This is a genomic window from Thauera butanivorans (assembly GCF_048398245.1).
GTDB lineage: Bacteria > Pseudomonadota > Gammaproteobacteria > Burkholderiales > Rhodocyclaceae > Thauera > Thauera butanivorans.
Genome location: NZ_CP183038.1, coordinates 1012253 through 1037430, shown reverse-complemented (window position 1 = coordinate 1037430; position 25178 = coordinate 1012253). Strand labels below are relative to the sequence as shown.

General features: G+C 64.4%; 28 protein-coding genes. 17 read left to right on the top strand and 11 right to left on the bottom strand.

Features of this window, described 5'->3' with window-relative positions; all coding sequences use genetic code 11:
• Nucleotides 1–2: 2 nt before the first annotated feature.
• The 13 genes from ACNQFN_RS04960 (at nt 3) to ACNQFN_RS04900 (ending at nt 11087) form a co-directional block, all read left to right on the top strand.
• Nucleotides 3–1277 (top strand): DUF2169 family type VI secretion system accessory protein, encoded by a 1275-nt coding sequence (locus tag ACNQFN_RS04960; protein WP_418648169.1) that lies wholly within the window; start codon nt 3–5, stop codon nt 1275–1277.
• Complete coding sequence (locus ACNQFN_RS04955; protein ID WP_068638476.1) at nt 1267–1626, top strand: DUF4150 domain-containing protein; 360 nt, start codon at nt 1267–1269, stop codon at nt 1624–1626. Before ACNQFN_RS04960 ends, ACNQFN_RS04955 begins: the two co-directional genes overlap by 11 nt.
• The gene (locus ACNQFN_RS04950; protein ID WP_157659189.1) at nt 1602–2714 is read left to right on the top strand and encodes a polymorphic toxin type 15 domain-containing protein; all 1113 of its coding nucleotides are present in this window, start codon (nt 1602–1604) and stop codon (nt 2712–2714) included. The genes ACNQFN_RS04955 and ACNQFN_RS04950 overlap by 25 nt, the downstream gene beginning before the upstream one ends.
• A complete protein-coding gene (locus ACNQFN_RS04945; protein ID WP_083953694.1) occupies nt 2690–3370 on the top strand; it encodes a GAD-like domain-containing protein in 681 nt (226 codons plus the stop codon). The genes ACNQFN_RS04950 and ACNQFN_RS04945 overlap by 25 nt, the downstream gene beginning before the upstream one ends.
• 251 nt (nt 3371–3621) lie before the next feature.
• Nucleotides 3622–3819 (top strand): hypothetical protein, encoded by a 198-nt coding sequence (locus ACNQFN_RS04940; protein ID WP_157659190.1) that lies wholly within the window; start codon nt 3622–3624, stop codon nt 3817–3819.
• 11 nt (nt 3820–3830) lie between these two features.
• Nucleotides 3831–4763 carry a hypothetical protein gene (locus ACNQFN_RS04935; RefSeq protein WP_418648168.1) on the top strand — a complete coding sequence of 311 codons (933 nt, stop codon included), beginning with the start codon at nt 3831–3833 and terminating at the stop codon, nt 4761–4763.
• An 89-nt stretch (nt 4764–4852) separates the two neighbouring features.
• Complete coding sequence (locus ACNQFN_RS04930) at nt 4853–5803, top strand: type VI secretion system Vgr family protein (RefSeq protein ID WP_068638484.1); 951 nt, start codon at nt 4853–4855, stop codon at nt 5801–5803.
• Entirely contained in the window at nt 5793–6332 is a 540-nt protein-coding gene (locus tag ACNQFN_RS04925; protein WP_068638486.1) for a DUF6484 domain-containing protein, read from the top strand. The genes ACNQFN_RS04930 and ACNQFN_RS04925 overlap by 11 nt, the downstream gene beginning before the upstream one ends.
• A gap of 9 nt (nt 6333–6341) precedes the next feature.
• Nucleotides 6342–7448: a DUF2169 family type VI secretion system accessory protein gene (locus ACNQFN_RS04920; RefSeq protein WP_418648167.1), complete on the top strand. Its 1107-nt coding sequence runs from the start codon at nt 6342–6344 to the stop codon at nt 7446–7448.
• The gene (locus ACNQFN_RS04915) at nt 7445–7804 is read left to right on the top strand and encodes a hypothetical protein (protein WP_157659191.1); all 360 of its coding nucleotides are present in this window, start codon (nt 7445–7447) and stop codon (nt 7802–7804) included. Before ACNQFN_RS04920 ends, ACNQFN_RS04915 begins: the two co-directional genes overlap by 4 nt.
• The gene (locus ACNQFN_RS04910; protein WP_418648166.1) at nt 7801–8487 is read left to right on the top strand and encodes a hypothetical protein; all 687 of its coding nucleotides are present in this window, start codon (nt 7801–7803) and stop codon (nt 8485–8487) included. Before ACNQFN_RS04915 ends, ACNQFN_RS04910 begins: the two co-directional genes overlap by 4 nt.
• 16 nt (nt 8488–8503) lie before the next feature.
• Entirely contained in the window at nt 8504–10102 is a 1599-nt protein-coding gene (locus ACNQFN_RS04905) for a PAAR-like domain-containing protein (protein WP_418648165.1), read from the top strand.
• Nucleotides 10059–11087 carry a hypothetical protein gene (locus tag ACNQFN_RS04900; RefSeq protein WP_418648164.1) on the top strand — a complete coding sequence of 343 codons (1029 nt, stop codon included), beginning with the start codon at nt 10059–10061 and terminating at the stop codon, nt 11085–11087. The genes ACNQFN_RS04905 and ACNQFN_RS04900 overlap by 44 nt, the downstream gene beginning before the upstream one ends.
• Nucleotides 11088–11209: 122 nt before the next feature.
• Here the strand turns inward: ACNQFN_RS04900 and ACNQFN_RS04895 are convergent, their stop codons facing one another.
• A complete protein-coding gene (locus ACNQFN_RS04895; RefSeq protein WP_068638496.1) occupies nt 11210–12199 on the bottom strand; it encodes a bile acid:sodium symporter family protein in 990 nt (329 codons plus the stop codon).
• A 136-nt stretch (nt 12200–12335) separates the two neighbouring features.
• Between ACNQFN_RS04895 and ACNQFN_RS04890 the strand changes: the two genes are divergently transcribed.
• The 3 genes from ACNQFN_RS04890 (at nt 12336) to ACNQFN_RS04880 (ending at nt 14963) form a co-directional block, all read left to right on the top strand.
• The gene (locus ACNQFN_RS04890) at nt 12336–13124 is read left to right on the top strand and encodes an AraC family transcriptional regulator (RefSeq protein WP_068638498.1); all 789 of its coding nucleotides are present in this window, start codon (nt 12336–12338) and stop codon (nt 13122–13124) included.
• Nucleotides 13125–13293: 169 nt separating this feature from the next.
• Entirely contained in the window at nt 13294–14421 is a 1128-nt protein-coding gene (locus ACNQFN_RS04885) for an AI-2E family transporter (protein ID WP_068638500.1), read from the top strand.
• Between the two features lie 59 nt (nt 14422–14480).
• Nucleotides 14481–14963 (top strand): YbaK/EbsC family protein, encoded by a 483-nt coding sequence (locus ACNQFN_RS04880; protein WP_068638502.1) that lies wholly within the window; start codon nt 14481–14483, stop codon nt 14961–14963.
• Nucleotides 14964–14989: 26 nt separating this feature from the next.
• On the opposite strand, the gene ACNQFN_RS04875 is transcribed toward ACNQFN_RS04880, so the two are convergent.
• Entirely contained in the window at nt 14990–15859 is an 870-nt protein-coding gene (locus ACNQFN_RS04875) for a toll/interleukin-1 receptor domain-containing protein (RefSeq protein ID WP_418648163.1), read from the bottom strand.
• A 1-nt stretch (nt 15860) separates the two neighbouring features.
• Nucleotides 15861–16667, bottom strand: a complete 807-nt coding sequence (locus ACNQFN_RS04870; protein WP_088178895.1) for a hypothetical protein — start codon at nt 16665–16667, stop codon at nt 15861–15863.
• Nucleotides 16668–17105: 438 nt separating this feature from the next.
• On the opposite strand from ACNQFN_RS04870, the gene ACNQFN_RS04865 reads away from it, so the two are divergent.
• A complete protein-coding gene (locus ACNQFN_RS04865) occupies nt 17106–17954 on the top strand; it encodes a class I SAM-dependent methyltransferase (protein ID WP_418648162.1) in 849 nt (282 codons plus the stop codon).
• Nucleotides 17955–17981: 27 nt separating this feature from the next.
• Here ACNQFN_RS04865 and ACNQFN_RS04860 read toward each other — a convergent pair whose 3' ends face one another.
• The 8 genes from ACNQFN_RS04860 to mdcA are packed head-to-tail and all read right to left on the bottom strand — an operon-like array spanning nt 17982 to nt 25136.
• Nucleotides 17982–18953 (bottom strand): LysR family transcriptional regulator, encoded by a 972-nt coding sequence (locus tag ACNQFN_RS04860; protein ID WP_418648161.1) that lies wholly within the window; start codon nt 18951–18953, stop codon nt 17982–17984.
• 52 nt (nt 18954–19005) lie between these two features.
• Nucleotides 19006–19902 (bottom strand): malonate decarboxylase subunit epsilon, encoded by an 897-nt coding sequence (gene mdcH, locus ACNQFN_RS04855; RefSeq protein ID WP_418648160.1) that lies wholly within the window; start codon nt 19900–19902, stop codon nt 19006–19008.
• Between the two features lies 1 nt (nt 19903).
• On the bottom strand, nt 19904–20773 hold the full coding sequence (gene mdcB / locus ACNQFN_RS04850) for a triphosphoribosyl-dephospho-CoA synthase MdcB (RefSeq protein WP_418648890.1): 870 nt from the start codon (nt 20771–20773) through the stop codon (nt 19904–19906).
• 17 nt (nt 20774–20790) lie between these two features.
• The gene (mdcG, locus tag ACNQFN_RS04845) at nt 20791–21453 is read right to left on the bottom strand and encodes a malonate decarboxylase holo-[acyl-carrier-protein] synthase (RefSeq protein WP_418648159.1); all 663 of its coding nucleotides are present in this window, start codon (nt 21451–21453) and stop codon (nt 20791–20793) included.
• A gap of 2 nt (nt 21454–21455) precedes the next feature.
• On the bottom strand, nt 21456–22178 hold the full coding sequence (locus ACNQFN_RS04840; RefSeq protein ID WP_418648158.1) for a biotin-independent malonate decarboxylase subunit gamma: 723 nt from the start codon (nt 22176–22178) through the stop codon (nt 21456–21458).
• A complete protein-coding gene (locus tag ACNQFN_RS04835; RefSeq protein ID WP_418648157.1) occupies nt 22175–23077 on the bottom strand; it encodes a biotin-independent malonate decarboxylase subunit beta in 903 nt (300 codons plus the stop codon). Before ACNQFN_RS04835 ends, ACNQFN_RS04840 begins: the two co-directional genes overlap by 4 nt.
• Entirely contained in the window at nt 23074–23388 is a 315-nt protein-coding gene (gene mdcC / locus ACNQFN_RS04830; protein ID WP_418648156.1) for a malonate decarboxylase acyl carrier protein, read from the bottom strand. The genes ACNQFN_RS04835 and mdcC overlap by 4 nt, the downstream gene beginning before the upstream one ends.
• 5 nt (nt 23389–23393) lie before the next feature.
• Complete coding sequence (gene mdcA / locus ACNQFN_RS04825) at nt 23394–25136, bottom strand: malonate decarboxylase subunit alpha (RefSeq protein WP_418648155.1); 1743 nt, start codon at nt 25134–25136, stop codon at nt 23394–23396.
• Nucleotides 25137–25178 lie beyond the last annotated feature (42 nt).

The following is a 25178-nucleotide window of genomic DNA, read 5'->3' as shown; positions in this document are numbered from 1 at the left end:
CCATGAACGGCCCGGACAACACGCTTCCCGCCCCCCTGGCGAGCGCCCCGCTGCCGGAGGTGAGCAACCACACCCCCTGGCCGAGTCAGTATTTCCAGCATGTCGACCCGCAGGGCGAGCTCTTCCACGTCATGGTGTGCCGGACGACCTACAGCCTGCGCACGCTGGACGCCGGCGCGGGCGCCGTCCCCGTGCCGGAACTGCTTCCACCCGAAGAACAGGCCCCGCTGTGCGAATCGGACGAATTCCGCCTTGGCGTCAACACCTCCAGCCTCATCCAGGAGAGCGACTACGCACCGTACAAACCCAAGTGCGACGTCCTCGTCGTCAACGCGCACGCCTACAGCCCCGGCGGCAGACCCAAGGATCGCTGGGCGGTCGGCTTCGCCTTCGGCAATGCGATTTACAAGGTCCTCCAGGTCACCGGCCCGCGCCACCAGACAAAGGGGATGCTGGGCTGGTCGCTCACCGCGCCCGAGCCCGCCACGCAAGTCCCCATCCTCTACGAGCTGGCCTGCGGCGGCCCCAATTCCATCGCCCTCCAGAACGTACTGGAACGGCTCGAAGATGCCCCGGGCCTGAGTGAAGCGGACAGGGACAAGGTTGCCCGCGCCCTGGCACGCATGCCCGCCTACGACGCGGTCAATCCCATCGGCTGCGGCCGTAATCCAGCACAGGTGCTCGAGGCGGTTGGCATGGTCCGCGACGTGCAGCACCCGTCCGCTCCCGATTGGGAACAAGTCGAAGCGGCCCTGCACATAGCACCGCAAATCGAGCTACCCGACAAGCCATTCAAGGGCCAGGACGACTATCCGGCACTGGGGCTGGGACCGATCGGCCGCTGGTGGCAACCCCGCCTCAAACTGGCCGGCACGCACGACGAGACCTGGAAAGCCACGCAGTGGCCGAAGTCGCCGCTCGACCACGACTATCGCTACTGGAACTGCGCGCCCCAGGATCAACAGATCGACTATCCCCAGGGCGGCGAAATCATCGCGCTGGCCAATCTGACGCCAGACCCGCCCGCCAACGGCGGCGGCATCCGCTTCGCCCTGCCCCGGCAAGACCTGCAGTTGCTGTTGCGCCTGCAGGCCGGTCCGCTGTTGTTCGCACCGATGCACATCGACACGGTCATCATCGATCCAACAGCCGCCACCCTTTCGGTGGTTCGCCGTGCCACGGTCAGCGCGCGCACCGGAGTACGGGCACTCGAACTCGGTACCTGGCCGCCAGGCACACAGGCGTATTACACACCGGAGACGGCGCATGGCCGATGAGAACATCGTCTCCAAGGATGGCCGCTTCCGTCTGGTCAGCCTGGCACCCGACGTGTGCATCACTCCCAGCAAGAAAGGCTCTCCGGTGCCCTACCCCATCACCCATACGATGGACCAGAGCCAGCAGTGCTCGCCGAACGTCTTCCTGCAGGGCAAGCCCGTCTATCTGCACAACGAGAGCTTCGTCGATAAGGTCAAGGGCGACGAACCCGGCGCGGGCAAAGGCGTCGTCTCGGGCACGCATACCACCATCAGCCACAACATCGACAAGAGCAGCAACGTCTTTGTCAATGGCCAGCCCATCGTGCGTACCGGCGATTCGGTATGGATGAACTGGAAGAAGCCATGAGCGGCAAGCGCCCCACCGTCTCCGCCCAGGTCAAGCCCAATGCTCAGCCCACCCCCGGGCCGATGGGCAACACCCAGGGGATCATCGTCCCCGATACCGGGTCGAATCCGCACGGCAACAGCGCACCGCCCATCCAGGCCACCGCCAAGGAAACCGGCTGGTGGGGGCGCTGGGGCAGCGCCGTCACTCACGGGGTGCTCGACGTCGTCGGCCTCATCCCGGTGGTCGGCGAGATAGCCGACGGGGCCAATGCGTTGATCTATCTGGCCGAGGGTGACACAGTCAACGCCGCCCTGAGCGCAGCGGCGATGGTGCCCGGGCTGGGCATGGCCGCCACCGGCGCCAAGGTCGGCAAGCGGGCTGTCGGCGCCGCCGTCGAGGGCACTGGCAAGGCTGTCGGCAAAGAGACCGCCCAGCAGGCATCCCAGCAGGGGGCAAAGAAGACTCAAGGTAGCGGCGGCGGGAAGGATAGGGCGAGAGGTCGAAGGCAACGCGTCAAATGCTTCTGCCCCCAAGACCGAGCCAAAGGTGGACGTGATGAGTATGATCGCCAGCTCAAGCACCAACAGGACGGCATCAACGCCATGAGCGTCGATGAGTATCTTGCCCAGCGCGGTGGCTTTACCGGAACAAACCCTTGCACGGGGCAAAGTGTCGCGAAGGCACCTGGGCGTGATCTTTCTGTCACAAGGAAGGCAAAGAATCAGCGACAAAAAGAGCAGACACAGCGATATTCTGATCAGTTTCGTGATCAAGGCCTTGGGCGTAGCGATGCCAAGCGGATGGGCTCAGCCAAAGCCAAACGCGAACGCGACCAGACAAATCCCTTGCACAATCAAGATATGGTTGCTGGCGGCAGGGATGTAATCGGTGACAACGGTGTGTTGAGCGATGCCGATTTCGGCTTCAGCGATACCAACCAACATATTGGCAGTCAGTGGCGAGGCGATCGGATCAATTCAATGGATGCCGAGGCCTGCCGACGGAAACAGGCCGGTGAAGGTAATGAGAAAATGAATGTGGAGCTGCGCGCCTGCGGTAAACGTGAAGCCCGGGCAGCCGGATGCAAACCCAGCCCAAGGAAATGATGATGACAAATTACCGTTTCGATGAAGATTTTGACGGTTTTCTGGAAGACTTTGGTGAGCCGCACGACAGCACACCCATCCCGGAGTCGGTGATTGAAACATACCGCGGCAAGCTTCCCGAGCAACTCTTCGTGTATTGGCGAGCAGTAGGCGCTTGTGGTTTCCACAATGGTCTTGTATGGATGACCAACCCTGCTGAATATCAGGACTTACTGGACATGTGGCTGGATGGAAGCCCGTTTGAGAACCGCAACGATTTGAGCGTGATTGCCAGAAATGCTTTTGGATGCCTTTACGTATGGGGTAAATCCAAAGGTAAGGCTATTATTATAGACCCTAATCTGAATATCATTTTTTACGACCCTCTGAACGATTCCACTCCACTCGACGACGCTCGGGAAGCAATTAAGCTTCAACGTTTTTGGGGACACAGCGATATTGAATATTTTGACGAAACAGACGAATCAGAGAGCCCGATGTTCACCCGAGCACTCAAGGCCCTTGGTCAACTCAAGAGTGACGAGATGTATGGCTACAAGCACCGTCCGGCCCTGGGTGGAAAGGAAGTCGTCAGTAATCTGGATATCGTGAAGCTGGAGGTCTACCATCACATCGCGCAGCAGATGGAGCCGCCGCAGGTAATCACCCTGAATTAGTCGCAGCCGTGGTTTTCGCCATTTACATCACGCGATCATCATAAACTTCCAGCCCTGCCACCTATCCGACTCCCTGCATGGTGATAAGCCATGCAGGGAATTTTTCTTTTCGAATCCCGGCCAAGACGGAAACAATTGGTGTGACCAACTCTCAACGCCCTAGGAAGGGAGCAGCGCGCCTTCTCTCTCCAGAGATCAGGCCGGTATGGGTGAGGAAAAATATACGAATGACCGCTTGACACGAGTGGCTGATGGCAAAGATAACTATGGGAAAATACCGGAAGCAAAAAAATGCCAAGACCGCGCGCGAATGGATAAACGAAGCGAAAGAGGCAGGAAAGCCTGTAGCCTACCAAAAACGTGAAGTCTTTATCGACGACATCTCGAAGGGATGCGCGAAGAATCCGAACAAACCTTCCCGCTCAAAACCCTGGCTTGCCAATGAATAAGGAATTGATACATGGATAGCAAGAGAGAAGTCGTCAAGTTGCAGAAGAATGTCAGCAAATGGCTCAAGCAATGGATTGTCAATCCAACCCTGATCCGAAACTTCAGGGATAGACCCCCCGGTTTGTTTGAGGCCTATCTGGCCGGTGAAGATGAAATTTCTCTTCTCGGTAGCCGTGCTCGAAAAATTTATTTCCGGCATCTTGTCCACTACGAGCACGCAGTGTTGAACGAAGGCAGCAACGGATACACAGACCTAGCTCTTGCTGTGCGCCATGCCGAAGCCTATATCCACTTCGAGACGGCCTTCGCAGAATTCAATGGGGGCGGTTCAGTGCTCCAGAATGAAGCCGTACTCTATTTCTCCCTTGCCGTCATAGCTGGCTGGAAAGATGCCGCGAGCCGGATCGGTCAAGCCTTGATTCGCGGCCTCGACACCTCCCTGCTCGATTTGCGGCATACGGATCGGCACCGCGCAGGGGAAATTTACCGCCACTTCTGGTTCATCCTGCGCCTCTATGCCCAAGCCGGTGGGCCGAAATTCGACACCTCGCTCTACTCCTACCCTCCCGATATGAGCCCGTATGCGACTGTGCTCGACGACTGGCTCACTACCGATCCGGGCAAGGTGCACGACTGGGTATGCGCGATGGCCGACTTCCATGTCCAAGAGGCCCGTAATACCGCCCATGACGAAATCGACGAGTTCGATGCCGAAGACGTCATGCTGTTCCCCTACGAAATCCTATGCTGGCTACGCCTCCGTGAATGGGCGGGACTGGAGAATCCCAAGCGTTTCGATCATCCCTTGATGCAGCAGCCGCTGGCGCAACTGCCAGCGCCCGTGCCGCTGGACGTGCCAGCCACCCCGCTGCTCGATCAGGTCATTGTCAGATTCCGGCAGGAGTTTCCGGACAGTTTCATCGGATGGGTGCCGGCTCAGTAGTTTCGAGCTCACTTCTTCTTTGTAGTCGATTATGCAAAGACCAAATTCTCCGTATGCTGGGGAACTCACTTTTACACACCTCACCCTGAGTGGCCTCGGGCTTCGGCGCCATCCACCTGCCGCGCATCGGCCAGGAAGTCATCGTCGACTTCGAGCACGGCGACCCGGACCGCCCGATCATCACCGGGCGCGTCTATAACGCCGAGCAGATGCCCCCCTGGGCGCTGCCGGCCAACCAGACCCAGTCGGGCATCCTCACCCGCTCGAGCAAGGGCGGGGCGGCCGGCGCCGGCCTGCGCGACGGCGCGGGCGACGCCAACGCGCTGCGCTTCGAGGACAAGAAGGGCGCCGAGCAGGTCTGGTTCCACGCCCAGAAGGACTACCTGACCGAGGTTGAGAACGACGAATCCAAGTGGGTCGGCAACGACCGCAGCAAGGAAATCGACCGCGACGAGTTCAACACCATCCACCGCGACCGCACCGAGATCGTCGATCGCAACGAGAAGATCGACGTCCACGGCTGGCGCACCGAGACGGTCGACCTGGACGAAACGCTGACCGTGCACCAGAACCGGACCCGCACGGTCGATGGCAACGAATCGCTCACCATCCACAAGAGCCGCAACAAGACCGTCGACAAGAACGAGACCGACCGCATCGGCAAGAACTGGTCCATCAAGGTCGGCAAGAACAAGACCGAGACCATCGCCATGGCCTATATGCAGAACGTCGGCCTCGGGCGCATGGAGAACGTCGGCCTGGGCTACAGCCTGAACGTCGGCATGGCCATGAACACCCTCGTGGGGCTCAGCCAGACCAGCCAGATCGGCATCGACAAGACCACCACCGTGGGGCAGAACCTCACCCTGCAGGCGGGCGAATCCATCACCCTCAAGGTCGGCGCCTCCACCCTCGTCATGAAAGCCGACGGCACCATCACGATCAATGGACATGACTGCACGATCACGATGACGGGCGAACAAGTCGTCAAGGCCGATGGCAACATCACGATGAAAGGAGCCAAGATCCTTGAAAACTGATCCGCATGCCGAAGCATCGCCGCTGCCTGCAGCGACGCCTCCCGAAAGCACGCTGCAAGTGCTGCTGGAACGTGAAAGCCTCCGGCACAGCCTGCCGAGCCAGATCGATGGGTTGACGATCGGTACGCTGCACCATCTCGACGACACAGGTCTTGCGCAGGTACAAGCGGACAGTTTCAAGGAAGGCCCCTTTCCTGCCCTCTCCATGGTCCCGCTCAGGCAGGAAGATGTCGGGGCCACACGGTTCGTGCTGGGCTTTCAGGATGGCAACCCCCGCAAACCCGTGATTCTGGGACGGGTCTGGGTGCCGCCTGCGGATACGCCAGTTGCCCCTGAATCGACGGAAGCCCGCACCGAATCGTCCCCACGCCGAGTCGTTGTGCAAGCGGACGAGGAACTCGAACTTCGTTGCGGAGAAGCCGTGATCCTGTTGCAAGCCGACGGGCGCATTCAGTTGCGTGGCCGCTACATCACCAGCCACGCCGAGGCGGGGCAGCGCATTCGCGGCGGCTCCGTGCAGATCAACTGAGCAGCGCGCATGGAACTCGTCTGCCTCTCCAAACACCTCGACGTGGCCCTGTCGACCGCGCTGGACGTCACTGGCCGCGAACACCTGGTCGTCGTTGCCAAGGCCACCTGGCGCATTCCCGAGCCTGGCCAGCGCCCACGCCCCCTGTCGCCGTGCCCGCTGGTCGTCAGCGACGAGTATTACGGCGCCCCGGGCGAAAGCGCAATGCGTTATGGCGACGACTTCGTACGGCACAAACCCCGTTGCGACCTGCTCTTCGACGCCTGCGCCCATGCACCCGACCAGCGACCGCTCAAATATCTCGAAGCCGAAGTGCGTATCGGCGCCTGGCACAAGACCGTCTGCGTCACTGGAAACCGCCAGTGGCAACGGGGCGTGCTCGGCCTGACGCCTTCCGAGCCCGCGCCTTTCACGACGCTGCCGCTTCACCATGGGCACGCTTTCGGTGGCATGCGCCATTACCAGGACGGCAAACACGTTCATTGCGAAGCCTTCGAGCACAACCTCGCCGGCATCGGCTGGGGTGGGCCGAAGACATGGCACACCCTGGCAGGCGAGCCGATCGCAAATCTCCACGCACCGGGCAAGCCCATCAAAAAGCCCAACGACGATGCACTGATGCCGACTGCACTCAGTGCCATCGCCCGGCACTGGGCCCCCCGCAACCAGTATGGGGGAACCTATGACGACGCCTGGAGGCGCGAGCTTGCCCCGTTTCTGCCGGAAGACTTCGATGAACGGTTCTTTCAGTGCGCGCCGACGGATCAACAGATTCCTTATCCTGCTGGCGGAGAAACAGTCACGCTCACCCATCTGCTGCCCCGCCACCCCACATTGAGCTTCACCCTGCCCCGCTTCGACGCACTCAGGGTGCGTATCCTGCGCACCGATTACAGCACCGAAATCCTCTCGCCACCGGTCGATACGCTGTTCTTCGAAACCGAGGCAGGCCGCTTCTCGGCCGTCTGGCGTGCCAGCACCCCCATACGCCGCCGCATCCATGAGTTCGACACCGTCGCGGTCGGCAACGTCGATCCGGCCTGGTGGGACGCCCGACGCCTGGGGCTGGACGGCGCGGGCTGCCCAGGTTGCGGACAAGTGCAGGAGGCCGCATGAGCGTCATCTCTCAAACCAATAAATCGCGATTCATGCCCTTGCGTGTTGCATCGGCCGGTGTCTGCTGCTCGGTGGGCAATGACACGGCGTCGACGTCAGCTGCCATCCGGGCACGCCTGAATCATTTCCGCCAAGGCAGCTTCGTCGATACGGCAGGTGAACCGATCAATGTTGCAATGCTTTATGACGTTCCCACCTGGGGGCAGTCGCGCCTGCAACACATGTACCGCTCTGCCATGACCGAATGTCTTGCCGGCTTGCCTTTAACTTCTGACCAGCTTCCCCCATCATTCTCATCGGTGCGGAGCGGGAGCGCGGTACCCGATTTCATCGCGATATCATCGACCTCCTGGTGAGCAATCGCCCAGAGGAGGATTACGACCCTCGTACTATCCTCGGCTGCCTGGGCAAAGCCGGCATCGCAGATGCACTCCTCGGTGCCGGCAGTATGTTTGCGGGAGAAGCACCGCCGGAATACGTCATCATCATTGGTGTGGACAGTTTCCTGGATGCGGCAAGCATTGAACATTTTCTGGCGCAAGAGCGCATCCGTTGTTCGATCAATCCGGACGGGTTCATTCCGGGAGAAGCCGCGGCCGCCATTGCGCTGACGCCTCGGCAGTCAAGCGGACACGCCCTCTGGATTGAAGGCGTTGGCACCGCCCATGAGCCGGCCAGCCCCTTTGATGAAGCTACGTCGCTACGCGCCATGGGCCTGACGAAGGCGCTGCGTAACGCATTGCAAAGCGCGAACTGGAGCGCTGATGACCTCCTGTTCCATGCCAGCGCCATTGGCGGCGAGCAGTGGTACTTCAAGGAGGCCGCACTGGCCATGGACCGGGTCATGACGCGGAAAGTGGCATACTTTCCCCACAGGGTTGCCGCTCAATCGGTTGGCGAAATCGGTGCGGCCTTTGGTCCGCTGATCCTGTCCTGGATCGGCGCTGAAATGGCGCCCGATGACCTCGGCACTCGAGGCTTACTGCATCTTGGCAACGAGAACGGGCAGCGTGCTGCTCTGGCCATCCATCACCGCTAAAAGGAAATGACGCGCCATGGGCACGCACGTTTACGCCAACGACCTGGAAATCGCCTGCAAATCGACCGATGGCGTGGCAACCACCGCCTTCCCCGATCCGTGCTGGAGTCCTCCTCCTCCCAAAAGCGGGCCGATACTCGTTCCCTACGGCAATGTCGCCTTCGCGCCGGACATCACCAACGGCACCTGCACGGTATTCATTGCAGGCGAGACGGTAGCCATCGAGGACAAGGCCTACTTTTCCACCAGTACAGGCAATGAACCTGCTACCGAAGCATTTGCCAAAGGTGACAAAACCAGCGTCATCAAGGGGAAAGCCTATTTCAGGTCCTGGTCCCTGGATGTCGTTTTTGAAGGACTAGGCGTGGATCGGCATACCGACATGGTCAGCCACAATCATGGCTCCATGCCATCGAACACGCCGGTGTTCCCCTATATTTCTCGCAGCTGGATATGGAACCATGATTGCGCAAAAGAAGAAAAACGTATCGCACGCGCCTGCCAGCCTGACAAGGAAAGTTCGGATACTAAAAAAGAGATTCAAGGGAAAAGCAAAATTTCAAGAATCCTGCAGGGCCGCAAGCAGCGCAGCGACGTTGGGCGCCGCGACGGCAGTGGCTGGCACTGGACGGACGACCACTGCGCAGGGCTGGAAGTCAGTCTGGACTCCATTGAAAAGGCCAAGGAGTACGCTGACCAACTGGCCGATCTTTTTCTAGCTCTGCCCGATGAACTCAACGCCATGAATGTTCTGGAGTCCGTCCTGACGGATCTAGCAACCAACGCCGCCATGAGAGCGGCAGCCAAAGTAGGCGCCAAAGCCGCTGTCAAGCAATTGGCAGGTTCTTCCCTGCCCGTCCTGGGCAATGCCGCCATGGGCGTATGGAGTGCCGTAGACGCCGCAATTGCAATTGGCGACGTTGCTGAAATAAAGGCCACAGCCAACGAAGCATTAGAGCAATTGGACATTCTGCGGCAAAAAGGAAACGATCTGCAGTCCCTGGCGGACAATTTCAAGAACTTAAAGAGTCTTCCACCAGACGAACAACTTTCCAAAGCACAAGAAATTGCCACCGCGGGACAGGACATGCTTGCCACTCTCAATGCCTGCACCCGCGCCCGAAAGTGCAACCTCGTACCCTATAGTGCTGACGGTGCCGGCAACCCGACTGGTGGCAGAAGACGCTCGAACGTCGAGTCCGCGAGAGGCGGTGGATGCTGCAAAGGACAAACAGGACACCATCTGATCTATGGGGCCATGGCTCGTGGCGCATGTCCCAATTACGACCACAATGTAGCCCCAACGGTCTGCGTGGAAGGCACCAGCCAGAATTTTGGCAGCCATGGACGTGTGCATGACGCAATGGATAGACAGGTCGGAGCTCTGGCAAGGAACGGTAAAGTCTCAGGCGACGGCACCATGAGTGTGGATGACGCAATAAACGCTGCTGCGAACTCTCATGCCGAAGCGTTTCCACTTTCAAAGTGCTCAAAGAAATGCATCAAAGCACAATTGGAATCATACTACTCGCAAATGTGTAGAGGCAGTAGACTTAAAGCAGCAAACAAGAATGGAAACCCCGTTGAGACAGACGGAAGCGGCGGATCGATTTAATCCCATCGAGGCAAAAATGACATACATAAAGAAAGATTTGTGGGCTAAACATTTCCAGTCATGGCACATCACTGACTGCGCAGTTCGCGAAAAAAGCGTCGTCTATTTTTGCCTTAGAAAAAAAACATCTCCTGAGGAAGCATCATTAATTTTTGATCATGACATAAGAAGTAAACTATTCGTGCTCAGCCTATCCTCTCCCACAGGAGATAGGTTCGGAGCCACTACACTCGAAGGTTACAATAAACCCAGAGTCGGCGTTTCCCGCAAACCACTTCCTCAAGGCCTGCTTGTTTCGCGTAACAATGACGGCCAAGTGAATATTATGGGTGGCGGCGTTGATACTGCTGATGAATTCATTGCCCCCGGCAAAGTCCCCATGACCGCACGGGTGAAGTGCATCAACGACTATGCTTATTCAGTCGGAGGGGGAAGAGCTATCTATAAGCGGGAGGATATCGGCAAATGGATCAAGATCGACGCTGGCTTCCCCGCAGTCGAGGCCGATACCGCCCAAGGCTTCAACGACATGGATGCCTTTAGCGAAACCGACATGTATGCCGTCGGCGGCCACGGCGATGTCTGGCACTTCGACGGCAAGCTGTGGACCCAGCAAGGCTTCCCCAGCAACGTACAGCTGGCCACGGTCACCTGCGCCGGAGATGGCCAAGTCTATATTTCCGGTGAAGGTGGCAGCCTGTGGCGCGGAAAACTGTCCACATGGGAGCTCATTTATCAGGGCGCCTCCTCCATTCTGTGGAATGACGTACTGTGGTTCGACGGCAAGCTCTGGCTCGCCTCCGACTATCAGGCACGCACCTGGGACGGCAAGCAACTCCAGCCCATCACTCACAACGGCCAGCAAATACCAATCTACGGCCATATGGACGCCCACGACGGCCTGCTTGTCATCGCCAGCCCCGAGGTCGTCAAAGCTTATGACGGCAAGGAGTGGAGAACCCTTGTGGCACCTTATCTGGATTGACCCAAGCTCGGAATCGGCGCTCATACCCGCCATCATCTCCCAGTGGACACCAAACGCCAGTTGACCGCATGAGCGGCTGGAAACCACCGACGCGGTACTCCACCCAGCGTAAAACCCCTCGGTCAGCGCGCTATGACCACCACCTCGCTGCCATCACGCTCCGCATAGCGCCGCGCCATCACCGCGCACACCATCAACTGGATCTGGTGGAACACCATCAGCGGCAGGATCGCCAGGCCCACGGTCGAACTGGCGAACAGGACCTGGGCCATCGGCACGCCGGTCGCCATGCTCTTCTTCGAACCGCAGAAGACGATCGTGATCTCGTCCTCGGTATTGAAGCCGAATCGGCGGGCAAGCCAGGTGGTGGTGGCAAGGATCAGTGCGAGCAGCACGATGCAGCACCCTGTCAGCAGCGCCAGCGCCGGGACCGGGACCGTGCGCCACAACCCTTCCAGCACCGCCGCGCCGAAGGCGGTATACACCACCAGCAGGATCGAACCCTGATCGACGTAGCGCAGCCAGCGCTGCTGCTGCGCCACCCAGGCGCCGATCCACGGCCGCAGCGCATGCCCGGCCACGAAAGGCAGCAGCAGCTGGACGCCGATCTTCAGGATCGACTCGCCCAGCGGCATGCCGGCACCGGTGCCGCCGAGCACCAGACCGGCCAGCAGCGGCGTGACCACGATGCCCACCAGGCTCGATGCCGATGCCGCGCACACTGCCGCCGGCACGTTTCCGCGCGCGATCGAGGTGAAGGCGATCGCCGACTGCACCGTGCCCGGCAGCAGGCACAGGTAGAGCATGCCGAGCCACAGCGCGTCGCCCAGCAGCGGCTTCATCAGCGGCTGCAGCGCCATGCCGAGCAGCGGGAAGAGCGCGAAAGTGCATAGGAAGACCAGCAGGTGCAGGCGCCAGTGCATCGCGCCGTCGATGATCGCGCGGCGCGACAGACGCGCGCCGTGCAGGAAGAACAGCAGCGCGATCCCGGCATGCGTCAGCCCGTCGAAGAAAGCCACGTACCGGCCCTGTGGCGGCAGGATCGTGGCGAGCACGACGACGGCGATGAGAATGAGGGTGAAGCGATCGAACAGCAGTTGCAGGAATTTCATTTTTTGTTCGGCGGAGTGGTGGGATCGGGAGAGCAGCAGGCCCGGGATCGGACACGCGGCATGCTTGCATGCAAGCCTAACGGCTGGCGATACTGCCGGCTAACGCCAATCGAACGACCGATGTCGCTGACCGGACATGCCACCCTGCCCTCCGGAAGACCTCGCCACACTCACCCGCCTGCCGCGGCCGATCTATGGCCATGCCGAATCGCTGACCAACCGCGCGCTCGGCTACCCCCACGCCCATCCGTGGATCCAGTTCGCCCATGCCACGGCCGGCGTGCTCGACGTGCGCACCGACGCGGGCCGCTTCATCGCGCCGCCGCAGCGTGCCGTGTGGATTCCCGCCGGGGTCGTGCATCAGGTGCGCGGCTCGGCGGACACCGTGATCCGCAGCCTCTACATCGAACCTTCTGCCCTGCCCGACTCGCAAGGCGGCTGCCGCGTGCTCGCGGTCAGCCCGCTGCTGCGCGAACTGGTTCGCGCCTTCGGTGAATTGCCGGCCGAATACGAAGAAGAAGGCCCTGGCGGGCGGCTCGCGGCCGTCCTGCTCGACCAGGTCGCAGGCGCTCCCGCGCTCGGCCTGATGCTGCCGCTGCCGCAGGAGCCGCGCCTGCGCCGGGTATGCGAAGCCTTCGAGGCGGAACCCGATTCACGCGACGGGCTGGCCGTCTGGGCACGGCGTCTGGGCTGCTCGGAACGCACGCTGGCAAGGCTGTTCCGCGCCCACACCGGCCTGAGCTTCCGCCGCTGGCGGCAGCGCCTGCGCCTGATCAGCGCCTTGCCGATGCTGGAGGCCGGCGAGCGGGTCACCGACGTCGCCATCGTCTGCGGCTACGATTCGGTGTCGGCCTTCATCGCCAGCTTCCGCGAGCATTTCGGCACGACGCCGGGGGAGTTCGCAGGCGCACGCGCGGTCGATTGAATCTCCGCTCGCAGGCCCCCTCGGCAGCACAGATGCGAGTACCGCGGGAAGCATGTAATGTCGCAGTTGTCTTCGCATCGTCCGACACCCCGTCCGGAGACGGCAAGGACGGCGGCGAGCGTTGCGCGCGCCATCGCCTCCTCGCGATCCAGGGTTCCATGGAGTCCAGATGATCGACCAGGTCGCCGAGAAAATCATCCGCCGCATCATCCTCGGCCTGCTGCTCGGCGGGCTGCTGGTACTTGGCTATGCGGTGCTGCAGCCCTTCATCGTGCCGGTCGCCTGGGCGGTCATCATCGCCTATGCGACCTGGCCGCTCCATCGCCGGCTGAAGCGCCGCATGCCGCGCCGCCCGGGCCTGGCCGCGCTGCTGATGAGCCTGCTGCTGAGCGCCGCCGTCGTGCTGCCCGCGCTGTGGCTGGCCAGCCTGCTGCGCAACGAGCTGGGGCTGGCGATCGCCGCCATCACCGCCGAAGTCCGCCACGGCACGCTCGCCCTGCCCGAGTTCGTCCGCAACCTGCCCTGGATCGGCGACGATCTGCAGCAATTGCTCGACGAACTGACGCACGACCCCGAAGCCTTGCGCGTCCAGTTGACCGACTGGGTGCGGCAGGGCGCGGACGTGGCGGTGGCGCTGATCGGCGACGTCGGGCGCAACGCAGCCAAGCTCGGCTTCGCGCTGATCACCGTGTTCTTCCTGTATCGCGACGGCGAGCGCCTGCTGCAGCAGGTACATCGATTGCTGCAGCGCTTCCTCGGCAAGCGGGTGGACGACTACCTGGCGGCCGTGGGCTCGATGACCAAGGCGGTCGTCTGGGGGCTGGTCGCCACCGCGCTCGCGCAGGGCTTCGTCGCCGGCCTGGGCTACTGGTGGGCGGGCGTGGCGGCGCCGGTGCTGCTCGGCGCCATCACCGCGCTGATCGCCATGATTCCCTTCGGCACGCCTTTCGCGTGGGGCTCGATCGGCGCCTGGCTGCTGATCAGCGGCGAAACCGCGGCCGGCATCGGCCTGCTGCTGTGGGGCGCGCTGGTGGTAAGCTGGGTCGACAACCTGGTGCGGCCGCTGGTGATCAGCAACGCCACCCGCATTCCCTTCGTGCTGGTGATGTTCGGCGTGCTCGGCGGCCTGGCGGCGTTCGGCCTCGTGGGCCTGTTCCTGGGGCCGGTGGTGCTGGCGGTGCTGATGGCGGTATGGCGCGAATGGATCGAGGATTCCGACCTGGGCGGCCACCAGCCGGACGCGCGGGAACCGGATGCGGCGCGTCCACCTTCCGGCACCGACCGGCCGGCCAGCTGAAGCGCGCGGCATTTCGCCTTATCCTTGCACGCTTTCGCCAATCACCCCGTACGCCTCACATGAAACCCGCTCAGCACCCCACCGCCCTCCGCACCCAGCAATACCTTGCCGACGCCGGCGTGACGGCACAGGTCGTCGAGTTCGAACAGCCCACCCGCAGCAGCGCCGAAGCCGCCGCGGCCATCGGCTGCAGCGTGGCCGAGATCGCCAAGTCGGTCGTGTTCCGCGGCAAGGAAAGCGGCCAGGCGGTCGTCGTCGTCGCCAGCGGCGACAATCGCGTCAGCGAAACCAAGGTCGCGGCGCTAGTCGGCGAAAAGATCGGCCGCGCCGACGCCGACTTCGTGCGCGAAGCCACCGGCTACGCCATCGGCGGCGTTGCCCCCATCGGCCATGCCCGGCCGGTCAGGCTGCTGCTGGACACGGACCTGCAGCGCTTCACCCGGCTGTGGGCCGCCGCCGGCACGCCCTTCTCGGTGTTCCCGCTCAGCCCCGCGCAACTGCAGGCGCTGACCGTCGCCGAATGGAGCGACGTCAGGCAATGAACGGCGGTTGGCGGCCCTGCCTGCCCTCAGGCGCGCAGCGCAGCGATGAGCTTTTGCATGTCCGGCTTGAAATCGGGGTCCGGCCTGACCGGCAGCGCAGTCTTGTAGGCCAGTTCGCTCAATGACGGAGGCAACTGCGCTTCGGCCGGCATGGCCGCGCCCTGGACGAGCAGCGGCACCACCCGCCGGCCCCGCGCCAGCGCGGTCTCGATCTCGATCCTGACCATGTCCTCCGGGTCGTCGATGCGGCGCCCGCCATCGGCCGCGGCCGGCGCAAGCCAGCGCACGCCGATCACCACCAGCACCACTTCGGCCGCGTCGAGCGCACGGCCGATGACCGTCCGATAGTCCTCGCCCGCGGCCTGCCGATCGACATCCAGGAACAGATGCTCATCCTCGAAGCCCTGCCTCAGGTAGTCGTGAATGCGGCCCACGCTCTCGCGGCTGTCGTCCCTGCGGTAGGAAATGAAAATGCCGAGGCTGGACTTCGGCTCGTCCGCCAGCACCCCGGTCGGCCAGCGCACCAGGCGATGCGTGGCATATGCCGCGTAGGCCAGCAATACCGCCAGCCAGGCGATGAACTGCACAGCGGATTCGGGCACCGCAATGGCCAGCAGGCCGAACAGCACCGCAGCCAGGAAGGACGCCGCGACGGTGACGAAGCCCAGCTTGCGCGCATGCGGCTTGCGCAGGCTGATCATGGTGCCGAACGCGAAGGCAAGCAGCCCGACCATGCCTCCGGTCGAAATCACGATCCATTCCCCCAGCGCGGCGGCATTGGGCAGCCAGGCCAGGGTCGCCGCCGTGGCGAGCAGGCTGGCGAGCGCGAACGACAGGGAAAACTGCGCCAGCCGGCGCAACACGCTCCACCCCGCATCCACGCTCGTGCTGTCCATCTCAGCGCACCGCCAGAGCCTGCCACAAACCCGCTTTCTCGAGATGCATCCGCCCTGTCGCGGGACTCGGCATTCGCACGCTGGCCTGCGGCTGCTCGCCCCGGCGCTCGAATTCATAGATCAGGGCGGTCGTATAGTGGCGCGCACCGTAGGGCTGCAGCGCAATTCCCTCGGGCAGACGCAGGCCACCGCCCGTTACCCATTCGCGCGCCTCGGCGGAGGTCGGCGCACGCTCGGCCGCGGCAAAATCCTCGTCGGTGACGGCAAACACGATGACCCGGTAAAAACCGGGCGGCGCATTGAACAGCGCACGGATGTGGTCGATGAAACCTTCGCGCACCCGGGCGGCCTCGACGGTCCAGCGCGCGGGCGGCTCGAAGGACGAGGCATCCTCCCGTATCCGCTCGATGCGCGACACCAGCGCGAAGCCGCCCGGTATCCGGTAATAGCTGCGCTCGCCGTAGCCGGCGGCATCGAATGCACGCTCCAGGCGCACGGCCACGTCGCCCAGCACCGGCGCTTCGCCCTCCGCCAGCCATGCGCGCTCGATGGGAGAAAACGCCGAATAGCGCGGAGGCGGCCAGGGGAAGCCGGGCAGCGCGGCGGCGGGTGGTCCGCCGTTCGCGGGTGGCCCACCGTTCGCGCTCGGCCGCGGCCTTGCGGTCGGCGGCAAGGTCTCCCGGCCAGCGGACGGCGCCGTGGCCGGCAATTCCGCCGCAGGTGGCGGCTCCATCGCAGACGGCGGCTCTCCGCTATCCCCCGGGTCCGGCGCGGATGGCGCTTCCCCCGCCGGCGGAGGCGCACTCATTGGCGCCTCCTCGCGCGCACCGCACCCGGCGAGCGACAACAAAAACACCGCCAGCAGAAGCACCATGCCCGCCCGACAGGCCCTGCCAAGAGAAGGCGGAATCGAAGTGCGAGACATTCGGCAAGCATCGAACGCATTCATGTTCGCCCCCTCCCCCACGGCACGTCGGCAAACCGGTATCGGCAGGCAACAACCAGGCCCGCTCCCGCCTTGCTTCATGCTAGTCCACGGCGGCGGGCGGCGCACGGCGCCAGTGCCTGGACGACGCCCAGCCCCCATGACGCTCCGCCGACCGCATCCGACCTGCCGCCCCCGTTCGCGCACCGCCGGCCACGGGCGCGGCGTTGAAGCGGCAAGCAGGCGATGCTTGGACACGCCGCGGGACCAGGGTACATTTGCGCGCTCCACCGCAGCACGGCCCCCGCGCCCGCCCCGCCGATGAACGCCCAGCACCCCGAAATCCGCCCCGAGCAGTCGATCGAGCTGCTCAAGCAGCTCCACATCCTGACCCGCGACGGCAAACTGAACCAGGACAGCCGGCGCAAGCTCAAGCAGGTCTATCACCTGTACCAGTTCATCGAGCCGCTGCTGGCCGAAGCGCTGGCCGCGCGGCCGGACATCCAGCTCGTCGATCACGGCGCGGGCAAGTCCTACCTCGGCTTCATCCTGTACGACCTGTTCTTCAAGCTGCACGCACCCGCCGGCCGCATCCACGGCATCGAGACGCGCGACGAGCTGGTGATGAGCTCGCGCCGGCTGGCCGACAAGCTGGGCTTTTCCGGCGGCATGCGCTTCCACAAGCTAACGGTGGCCGAATCGATCGGCTCGGACCGCCTGCCGGAACGCATCGACGTCGTCACCGCGCTGCACGCCTGCAACACCGCCACCGACGACGCGATCCGCTTCGCGCTGGAAAAACGGGCGGGCTTCATCGTGCTGGTGCCCTGCTGCCAGGCCGAAGTCGCCGCCGTGCTGCGCAAGAACAAGCAGCAGGCGCTGCGCGACAGCCTCGCCGAGCTATGGCGCCACCCCATCCACACGCGCGAATTCGGCAGCCACGCCACCAACGTGCTGCGCTGCCTGCAGCTCGAATCGCACGGCTACCAGGTCAGCGTCACCGAACTGGTGGGCTGGGAGCATTCGATGAAGAACGAGCTCATCATCGCCAGCTACAAGGACCTGCCGCGCCGCCGCGCCGCCGAACGCCTGCGCGCCATGCTGCAGACGTTGGGGCTGGAAGAACTGGAAGGGCGCTTCTTTGCCGGCGACACGGGCGCCGGCAGCTGAGCCGCGGACAAACCCCGCCGGGCCGGATCATTTCCGCATCGCGGACGGGGAGACGAAAGACCGCCTGCCGCGGGGTTCGGCGTCGGGCGGCCCGTTGAGCCAGTCGAGATGAGAGGTGAACAGCGTGCGCAGGAAGTTCTGCACGAGCGAAACCCGTTTCGAGAACTGCAGGTCCTGATGGACGCTCACCCAGAGTTCGCGCTTGACGCAGGCCGTTTCAGGCAGGACCGGGACCAGATTCGTTTCGTTGATGACGGAGAATTTCGGCAGCAGGGCGAGCCCGAGGCCGGACGAGCATGCCGACATCTGCGCCAGCATGCTGTTGGACTGGAAGGCCATGCGCGGGCGGGTGATGATCTCGTCGAGCCAGCGCACGACGTCGAGCTTGATGAGATCCTGCAGATAGCCGACGAAGCTGTGGTCCTTCAGGTCTTCGATGGACTGCGGGATGCCGGCGCTTTCGAGGTAATCGGTGGCGGCGTACAGATAGAGCCGGAAATCCCCGACGTAATGGCAGGCCATGCCCCTGCCGTCCGGCTTGAAGAAGCTGACGAAGACGTCGGCCTCCCGCCGACTCACGTTGACCAGCGACGAAGACGTCACCAGTTCGACGTGCAGATCCGGATAGCGGCCGAGCAGCGGCTGCAGGTGCCTGGCGACGAACATCGTGCCGATGCCCTCCATCATCGCGATCCGGACCGTGCCGGTCGGGTCGGGGCCGGTGCTGCCCAATGCTTCCTGCAGGGAAACGATGGCGCGCTCCATCTCGTTTCCGGGGGAGGCCAGGATATGCGCGAGGTCGGTCGGTTTCAGGCCGGTGCGCTGTCTTTCGAACAAGGCCCCGCCAAGACACAGTTCGAGCTGGGAAAGGCGCCTGCTGAGGGTGGACTGGTCCAGCGACAATTGCCGCGATGCCTTCAGCAGGCTGCCGGCGCGGTAGATGCTCAGGAATAGCCTTACATCGTCCCAATCCAGACTGGAAAGAGGAATCTTCTTCATGGGTGTGGCGTGTCCTGGTCCCCGATGCGGAAATGATCCGGCCCGGCCGCCGTCAGCCGAAGCGGCCGAGCCAGTCGAGAAGCCCGCCGATGCTGCGGAAATCATCGCTGGCACGTACCGGCAGCTGCGGTTCGAACTCGGCGAACAATCGCGCCAGCGCGTTCCCCGGGCCGATTTCGAGGACTGCGTCCGGCCGCAGCTCCCGGATCGTTTCCATGCACAGGGCCCAGTTCATCGGCTGGCTGATCTGCCGGGCCAGGGCATCCAGCGCCGGCCCGACCCGGATGTTTGCGCGGGCGTCGATCGCACTGAGCACGGGACAGTTTAGCCGCCCGTCGGGAATCCTGGCCAGGCGCCTTGCGAAATCCGCCGATGCGGCCGCCATGACCGGCGTGTGCGACGGCGTTTCGACAGCCAGGCGGACCAGCCGTGCGGCACCCAGGTCGCGGAAGCGCGCCTCTGCCAGGGCCAGGCCGTCGCAGCGCCCTGCCACGACGAAGTGCCGGTCGCCGTTGATGATGGCAATCGCGAGGCCGAGGTCCGCCGCCGCCTGTTCCACCTGCGCCCTGCCCAGCCCGATCACCGCCAGCATGCCGCTGCCGGCAGGCGCGGCGGCGTCCATCAGCCGGGCCCGCTCGATGCACAGCCGGATGCCCTCGTCAGCGGCAAAAGCCCCCGCCACGCAGCATGCCGCCACTTCGCCCAGGGAATAGCCGGCGACGCAGACCGGGCGCGGCAGAAGCGGGCCGAGCTGGTTCCAGACCAGCATCTGGTGGGCAAAGATCAGCGGCTGGGCGATGCTGTTCCTGGTAATGGCGCCCTCGCTTCCTTCCGCCCGTTCCGGCGCGTCCAGGACGGACGGGAAGCCGCAGGCGGCGCCTGCCTCGACCTGACGCCAGTGCTCGGCGCGCTGCCCGCCCTGGCCACTGAAGACGAGGGCGAGCCGCATCTCAGCCAAGCGCCCCGACGCCGGCAAGGAAGAGCGTGACCGCCAGCAGGTCGGCGCTTCCACCGGGGCTCAGCCGGCGCGACCTGAAATCGGCGTCGATCGCATCGACCCGCCCCCTCCAGTCTCTCGCGAGCACACCGCCGCGCGCGAGAAAATCCGCCGCGCTCCGTTTCGCATGCGCCAGCCCGGCCGCGCCGCCGCGCCACAACAGGTTGGTGTCATCCACCGACGCAATCAGCGCAAACAGCGCCTGCGTTTCCGCACGCGTCTCATCGCCGGTCGTTTCCAGCACCGAAACATAGGCCGGCAAGCCCACCGCCATGGCCGACGGGAAACCCGCGGCCGCTTCCGCCCGCGCGCCGCCAACGCCATGGCGCACGGCCACTTTCTGCCCGTGGCTGAGGCCGGCTTCATCATGCCCGCCCGCCGGCGCAGCGAGCATGGACGCGCCCCACGATTCCCTGACCAGCGCGCAGACCGAAGCCGGCTCCAGCCGCTGCCGGCCGGCGGCGGCCACGCCGGCCGCCGCGCACAGCAGGCCGAGATTGAAGATGGCGCCCCGGTGCGTATTGATGCCGCCGGTCGCCCGCAGCATGTGCCGCTCCGCGTCGATGCCGAGCGATCGCAGCGCACCGAAGTCCGGCCTGCCGCAGCCGCATGCGGCGATCTCCGGGAAGTAATGGCGCAGGGACTGCAGGCTGCGCAGGAAGGTGGAGAAATCCATGTCCTCGTGGCTGCCCCGGCTCCAGGGCGTCACCAGGCCCGGCTTGTGCGCCAGCGCCACTTCGCGGTAAAGGCAGGCCAGCGCGAACCTGCCGATCCGCCGCGCCGGCAGCGCATGTCGATCCGGGACAAGGCGCCCGGAAGCCACGAACGAAGACGCTTCGATCACGCCATTTCTCCCCCGAAGCCATCCATCAAGGCCTCGATCGCCACCAGCGCAATCTCTTCGTCGCCCTTGGTAAGCACGTCCGCGCCAGGCTTGTTCCGGGCGGCGAGCAGTTCTCGCCAGGCGACGGCCTGCCCGCCCGGAAAGCGGATTTCGCCATCCAGCGGAAAGGAAAGCCCGGCCGCGGCTTTCTGCAGCGCCGCGAGCACCGTGCCGGCCTGGCTCCGCTCGGCCAGGTCGCAGATGAGGTCGAGATCGGAATCCTCGTGCCGGTACGTTTCCCCGCTGGCCAGCTCCCAGGCCATCGAGCCATAGACGCCGACGCGGACGCCCGCGCCGTGCATGGCCTCGTCCAGCCGCGCGAGATGGCTCCGATCGTGCCCGGACACGGCCGGCAGGCACTTCGCCAGCGGCATCGGCGGGAAAATGGCCGATATGCCCTTGCGTTCCACCTGTATGCTCAGCCGCTTGCCGCCGCAATGCGCGGGCAGGACCAGACCCAGCGACACCACCGCCGCGGAAGCGGCCTGCCGCGGCACGACCAGCGGCCTGCCGCGGCGAATCCACTCCCGCACCTGCTGCCAGTGGAAGCCATCCGCCGGCGCGCAATCGCTGCGGAAAGCGGCGGAAGCATGCAGCCAGGCTCGATCGTGCCGGTGCATCGTCACACTCCGCCGCCAGCGGCCTGAACCGACAGCGCCACGGGCTCCGCCAGCATGCGCCCTCCCCGGCCGCAGCCCAGCTTCATCCGATGGTCGCCCGCCGCAACGCCACGCTGCAGGCTGGTCAGCGCATCCACCAGACGGCTCGCCGAAGGCTCGTCCCAGACCGCTTCGATGGCGCCCATGCGCAGGTAGTTTTCCGCGCCGGGCGCAAAGATCGGCGAATGGCCGGCCAGCTCGACCAGCTTTTCGTGCTCGATCCTGGTCACCCTGGACATCGCCCGCAGGTCCATGACCCTGACCTGGACATCCTTCAGGGCAAAAACCCGGTCCGCCATCAGGCCGTAGGACAGGAAGCCGCCGCTCACCGCATTCGCGGTCACCAGGCTGAGCGACGGATGGCCGCGGCGGCGCGCCAGGTCGACGCATTCGGCCAGGTGGGCCAGCGAGCCATTCAGGCAGAGCAGCTCCTCGCTGCGGGACAGCGCCTGCCCGCTGGTATCGACCAGATACACGAAAGGCCGCCCGGGGTGGCGCGCCACCGTTTCCAGGATGAAGGCAGACAGGCCCAGCGCAATCGCGTGGTCCATCGCCGCGGCATCGGCGGTGCCGAGCACCGCGACCGTGCCGAGCGGCGTGGCCGCCTCTCCGGTGATGGTTTTTCCATCGAGCCGGACATCGTGCCCGTCAGGGAAGAGCGCATCGAGGATCGTCTCCAGCATCATGCTTCCAGTCTCCTTTTCATTGCCGCCAGCGCTTCCCGCTCGAGCATCGGCACACTTTCGGGCTGCTCGATGCCCAGGGTTCGCCAGACCTCCAGGCCGTCGGCCAAACCGGCGAAGCGCTCGATGCGTTGCGCCAGGCTGCGCTGCTTCGCCTGCAAGGCTTCGAGCGCCGGCGCGTCTTCCACGCTGGCGGCGACGCGGGCAGCCGCGGCTTCCCTGAACGAGGCCGGATCGTCATCCACCAGTTCGGCGCAGTCCCCCATCAGGTAGCGGTGCTTGCCGCCGGTCACTCGCCAGACGAGGGCGCGATCCCTGGAGTCGAACTCTTCCACGCCCGCGACCGTTTCGATGACCTCCGGCCCCGAAAGGGCGAGCCGGCCTTCCTCCGACATCAGGATTGCGGAACACAGTCTGGCGACGATGCCCATGCCGCCGAATGCGCCGCAACTGCCGCCCACCAGCGCCAGCACCGGAATGCCGCCGGCGCGGACGTCCAGCACGGCCCGCATGATTTCCGAAATGGCGATCAGCCCGGCATTCGCTTCGTGCAGGCGCACGCCGCCCGAATCGATCAGGAACAGCACCGCGCCGGGCTTCTCGGCCAGCGCACGACGCAGCAGACCGACGATCTTGGCGCCGTGGATCTCGCCGACCGCCCCACCCATGAACTGCCCCTCCTGGGCGATCACGAACACTTCCCGCCCCGACAGGCGCCCCGCGCCGACGACGACGCCATCGTCGAAAGCGCCGGGAATGTCGAGCCGGGCCAGATGGGGGCTGGGCTGCGACGCGGCCGGCGGCAGGAACTCCCTGAAGCTGCCGGCGTCGAGCAGCCCGGCCAGGCGGGCGCGGGCGCTGGCCTCGAACCAGCTTCGCCGCGAAATCGGCATGGATGTCATCTGTGCTCCCCCCGGTATTCGGCAAGCGCCTGCGACAGCCGCAGCGAAACCACCGCGGGCGTGGCGCCGATGTCGTTGATGCTGAAATCGATGCCGCCCGCGGCATGGGCGGCGGCGAAGTTCCCGAGCACGGCCTGCCAGGTGTCGCCAAAGCCGCGCGCGGACGTCCTGACGACGAAGCCGCATGTTTCCGCCTCCCGCCCCGGTCGGGCGAGGATTTCCAGATTGCCGGAAGCGGGCACGCCGCACAGCACCGCAGCCGGACCGGCCGGCACGGCCGGCGAAGAAAATCGATAGACAAGCTCTTCCATCGCAATCACCAGTTCCTGAAACGTGAGGGAGGGGAATACAGTCCGCCGGACCACCTGACCAGGTCCTTGACCGAGCGCGCCGCGAGCAGGTCGCGCGTGGCATCGCGCGGGTCGATGCCGAGGTCTTCCACCCGCCTGATCACGCCTCTGTCCCGCAGGTTTTCCACGGCCGCCTTGTCGCGCGCCATCCCGGCCGGGGTATATCCGGCCACGCCCCGGATCGCCTGCTCGCGTTCCTCCGGCGTGCGGCAGAGCAGCAAATTCGCGATGCCCTCTTCGGTGACGACATGGCTGACGTCGTCGCCGTGGATCATGATCGGCGGCAGTTCCGCCCCCATCGCCTTCTGCAGCTTCCAGGCATCCAGCTCTTCGACGAACACCGGCGCCATGTGCTCGCGGAACGTCTCGACCATCTGCACGACCAGCTTGCGCCCCCGGGTCGCATTCGCGCCGCCCGCCTCGCGCCCGGCCTTGAGCCAGGCCGGGCTTGCGTGCCGCCGCCCGTGCGGGTCCGAACCCATGTTCGGCGCGCCGCCGAAGCCGGTGATGCGCCCCAGCGTCGCGGTCGAGCTATTGCCCGCGAGATCCATCTGCAGGGTCGAGCCGATGAACATGTCGCAGGCGTACAGCCCCGCCGTCTGGCAGAAAGCCCGGTTCGACCGCATGCTGCCGTCCGGACCGGTGAAGAACACGTCGGGGCGGGCGGCGACATAAGCTTCCATGCCCACTTCCGAGCCGAAGCTGTGGATGGAGTGGACGAAGCCCGACTCGATGGCCGGAATCAGCGTGGGGTGAGGGTTCAGCGCCCAGTGCGTGCAGATCCTGCCCTTCAGGCCGAGTTCGGCCGCATAGGTCGGCAACAGCAACTCGATCGCCGCGGTGTCGAAGCCGATGCCGTGGTTCAGCCGCGTCACGCCGTATTCGGCGTAAATCCCCTTGATCGCCATCATCGCCATCAGCACCTGCACCTCGGTGATCTGGGCCGGATCGCGGGTAAACAGCGGCTCGATGAAATTGGGCCGCGGCGCGCGCACCGTGAAGTCGACCCAGTCCGCCGGCACGTCGACCCGGGGCAGCGTTTCCCTGCGCTCATTGACCTGCGCGATCACCACCCCGGCCTTGAAAGCCGTCGCCTCGACGATCGTCGGCGTTTCCTCGGCATTCGGCCCGAGGTACAGATTTCCGCGGGCATCCACCGCCTGCGCCGCAATCAGCGCCACGTTCGGGGTCAGGTCGAGGAAATAGCGTCCGTACAGCTCGAGGTAGGTATGGATCGCACCGATCCTGATGCGTTTCTCATTGACCAGCCTCGCCAGCCGGGCGCCCTGCGGCCCGCTGAAGGAAAAGTCGAGCCGGCTTGCCAAGCCGCGCTCGAAAAGATCCAGATGGCTCGGCAAGGCCAGGACCGACTGGACCAGGGAGAGATCGTGCAGCCTCGCCGGATCGCACGCGGCCAGCGATTCGGCGAGGAAATCCGCCTGTTTCTGGTTGTTGCCCTCGATGCAGACCCGGTCCCCCGGCTGCATCACCGCTTCGAGCAGTTCGATGATCCGATCGCAGGGAACCTCCCTGCCGATCCCGGCGCTGGCTGCCCGTTCCAGGCGCCGGGAGCGATTCTCACGCAGGCTGTCCCACGATCTGGCTTCCGATGAATTCATGGCGTTGTCGGGAATATCCCATCCGGATGTAGAGTGGCTGCGCCGCAGCCGCTCCTGGCACCAGGCGCCGGCCGGCCGGGAAACGTCCATCCAAGGCACGTTCCCGGGGCCGGAAGCCTGACTGGCTTCACG

Excerpts from the sequence above, each read along its gene's own strand:
- ACNQFN_RS04960 (WP_418648169.1), top strand. The coding sequence starts at position 3 with ATGAACGGCCCGGACAACACGCTTCCCGCCCCCCTGGCGAGCGCCCCG.
- ACNQFN_RS04955 (WP_068638476.1), top strand. The coding sequence starts at position 1,267 with ATGGCCGATGAGAACATCGTCTCCAAGGATGGCCGCTTCCGTCTGGTC.
- ACNQFN_RS04950 (WP_157659189.1), top strand. The coding sequence starts at position 1,602 with ATGGATGAACTGGAAGAAGCCATGAGCGGCAAGCGCCCCACCGTCTCC.
- ACNQFN_RS04945 (WP_083953694.1), top strand. The coding sequence starts at position 2,690 with ATGCAAACCCAGCCCAAGGAAATGATGATGACAAATTACCGTTTCGAT.
- ACNQFN_RS04940 (WP_157659190.1), top strand. The coding sequence starts at position 3,622 with ATGGCAAAGATAACTATGGGAAAATACCGGAAGCAAAAAAATGCCAAG.
- ACNQFN_RS04935 (WP_418648168.1), top strand. The coding sequence starts at position 3,831 with ATGGATAGCAAGAGAGAAGTCGTCAAGTTGCAGAAGAATGTCAGCAAA.
- ACNQFN_RS04920 (WP_418648167.1), top strand. The coding sequence starts at position 6,342 with ATGGAACTCGTCTGCCTCTCCAAACACCTCGACGTGGCCCTGTCGACC.
- ACNQFN_RS04915 (WP_157659191.1), top strand. The coding sequence starts at position 7,445 with ATGAGCGTCATCTCTCAAACCAATAAATCGCGATTCATGCCCTTGCGT.
- ACNQFN_RS04905 (WP_418648165.1), top strand. The coding sequence starts at position 8,504 with ATGGGCACGCACGTTTACGCCAACGACCTGGAAATCGCCTGCAAATCG.
- ACNQFN_RS04900 (WP_418648164.1), top strand. The coding sequence starts at position 10,059 with ATGGAAACCCCGTTGAGACAGACGGAAGCGGCGGATCGATTTAATCCC.
- ACNQFN_RS04895 (WP_068638496.1), bottom strand. The coding sequence starts at position 12,199 with ATGAAATTCCTGCAACTGCTGTTCGATCGCTTCACCCTCATTCTCATC.
- ACNQFN_RS04890 (WP_068638498.1), top strand. The coding sequence starts at position 12,336 with ATGCCACCCTGCCCTCCGGAAGACCTCGCCACACTCACCCGCCTGCCG.
- ACNQFN_RS04885 (WP_068638500.1), top strand. The coding sequence starts at position 13,294 with ATGATCGACCAGGTCGCCGAGAAAATCATCCGCCGCATCATCCTCGGC.
- ACNQFN_RS04880 (WP_068638502.1), top strand. The coding sequence starts at position 14,481 with ATGAAACCCGCTCAGCACCCCACCGCCCTCCGCACCCAGCAATACCTT.
- ACNQFN_RS04875 (WP_418648163.1), bottom strand. The coding sequence starts at position 15,859 with ATGGACAGCACGAGCGTGGATGCGGGGTGGAGCGTGTTGCGCCGGCTG.
- ACNQFN_RS04870 (WP_088178895.1), bottom strand. The coding sequence starts at position 16,667 with ATGAGTGCGCCTCCGCCGGCGGGGGAAGCGCCATCCGCGCCGGACCCG.
- ACNQFN_RS04865 (WP_418648162.1), top strand. The coding sequence starts at position 17,106 with ATGAACGCCCAGCACCCCGAAATCCGCCCCGAGCAGTCGATCGAGCTG.
- ACNQFN_RS04860 (WP_418648161.1), bottom strand. The coding sequence starts at position 18,953 with ATGAAGAAGATTCCTCTTTCCAGTCTGGATTGGGACGATGTAAGGCTA.
- mdcH (WP_418648160.1), bottom strand. The coding sequence starts at position 19,902 with ATGCGGCTCGCCCTCGTCTTCAGTGGCCAGGGCGGGCAGCGCGCCGAG.
- mdcG (WP_418648159.1), bottom strand. The coding sequence starts at position 21,453 with ATGCACCGGCACGATCGAGCCTGGCTGCATGCTTCCGCCGCTTTCCGC.
- ACNQFN_RS04840 (WP_418648158.1), bottom strand. The coding sequence starts at position 22,178 with ATGATGCTGGAGACGATCCTCGATGCGCTCTTCCCTGACGGGCACGAT.
- ACNQFN_RS04835 (WP_418648157.1), bottom strand. The coding sequence starts at position 23,077 with ATGACATCCATGCCGATTTCGCGGCGAAGCTGGTTCGAGGCCAGCGCC.
- mdcC (WP_418648156.1), bottom strand. The coding sequence starts at position 23,388 with ATGGAAGAGCTTGTCTATCGATTTTCTTCGCCGGCCGTGCCGGCCGGT.
- mdcA (WP_418648155.1), bottom strand. The coding sequence starts at position 25,136 with ATGGACGTTTCCCGGCCGGCCGGCGCCTGGTGCCAGGAGCGGCTGCGG.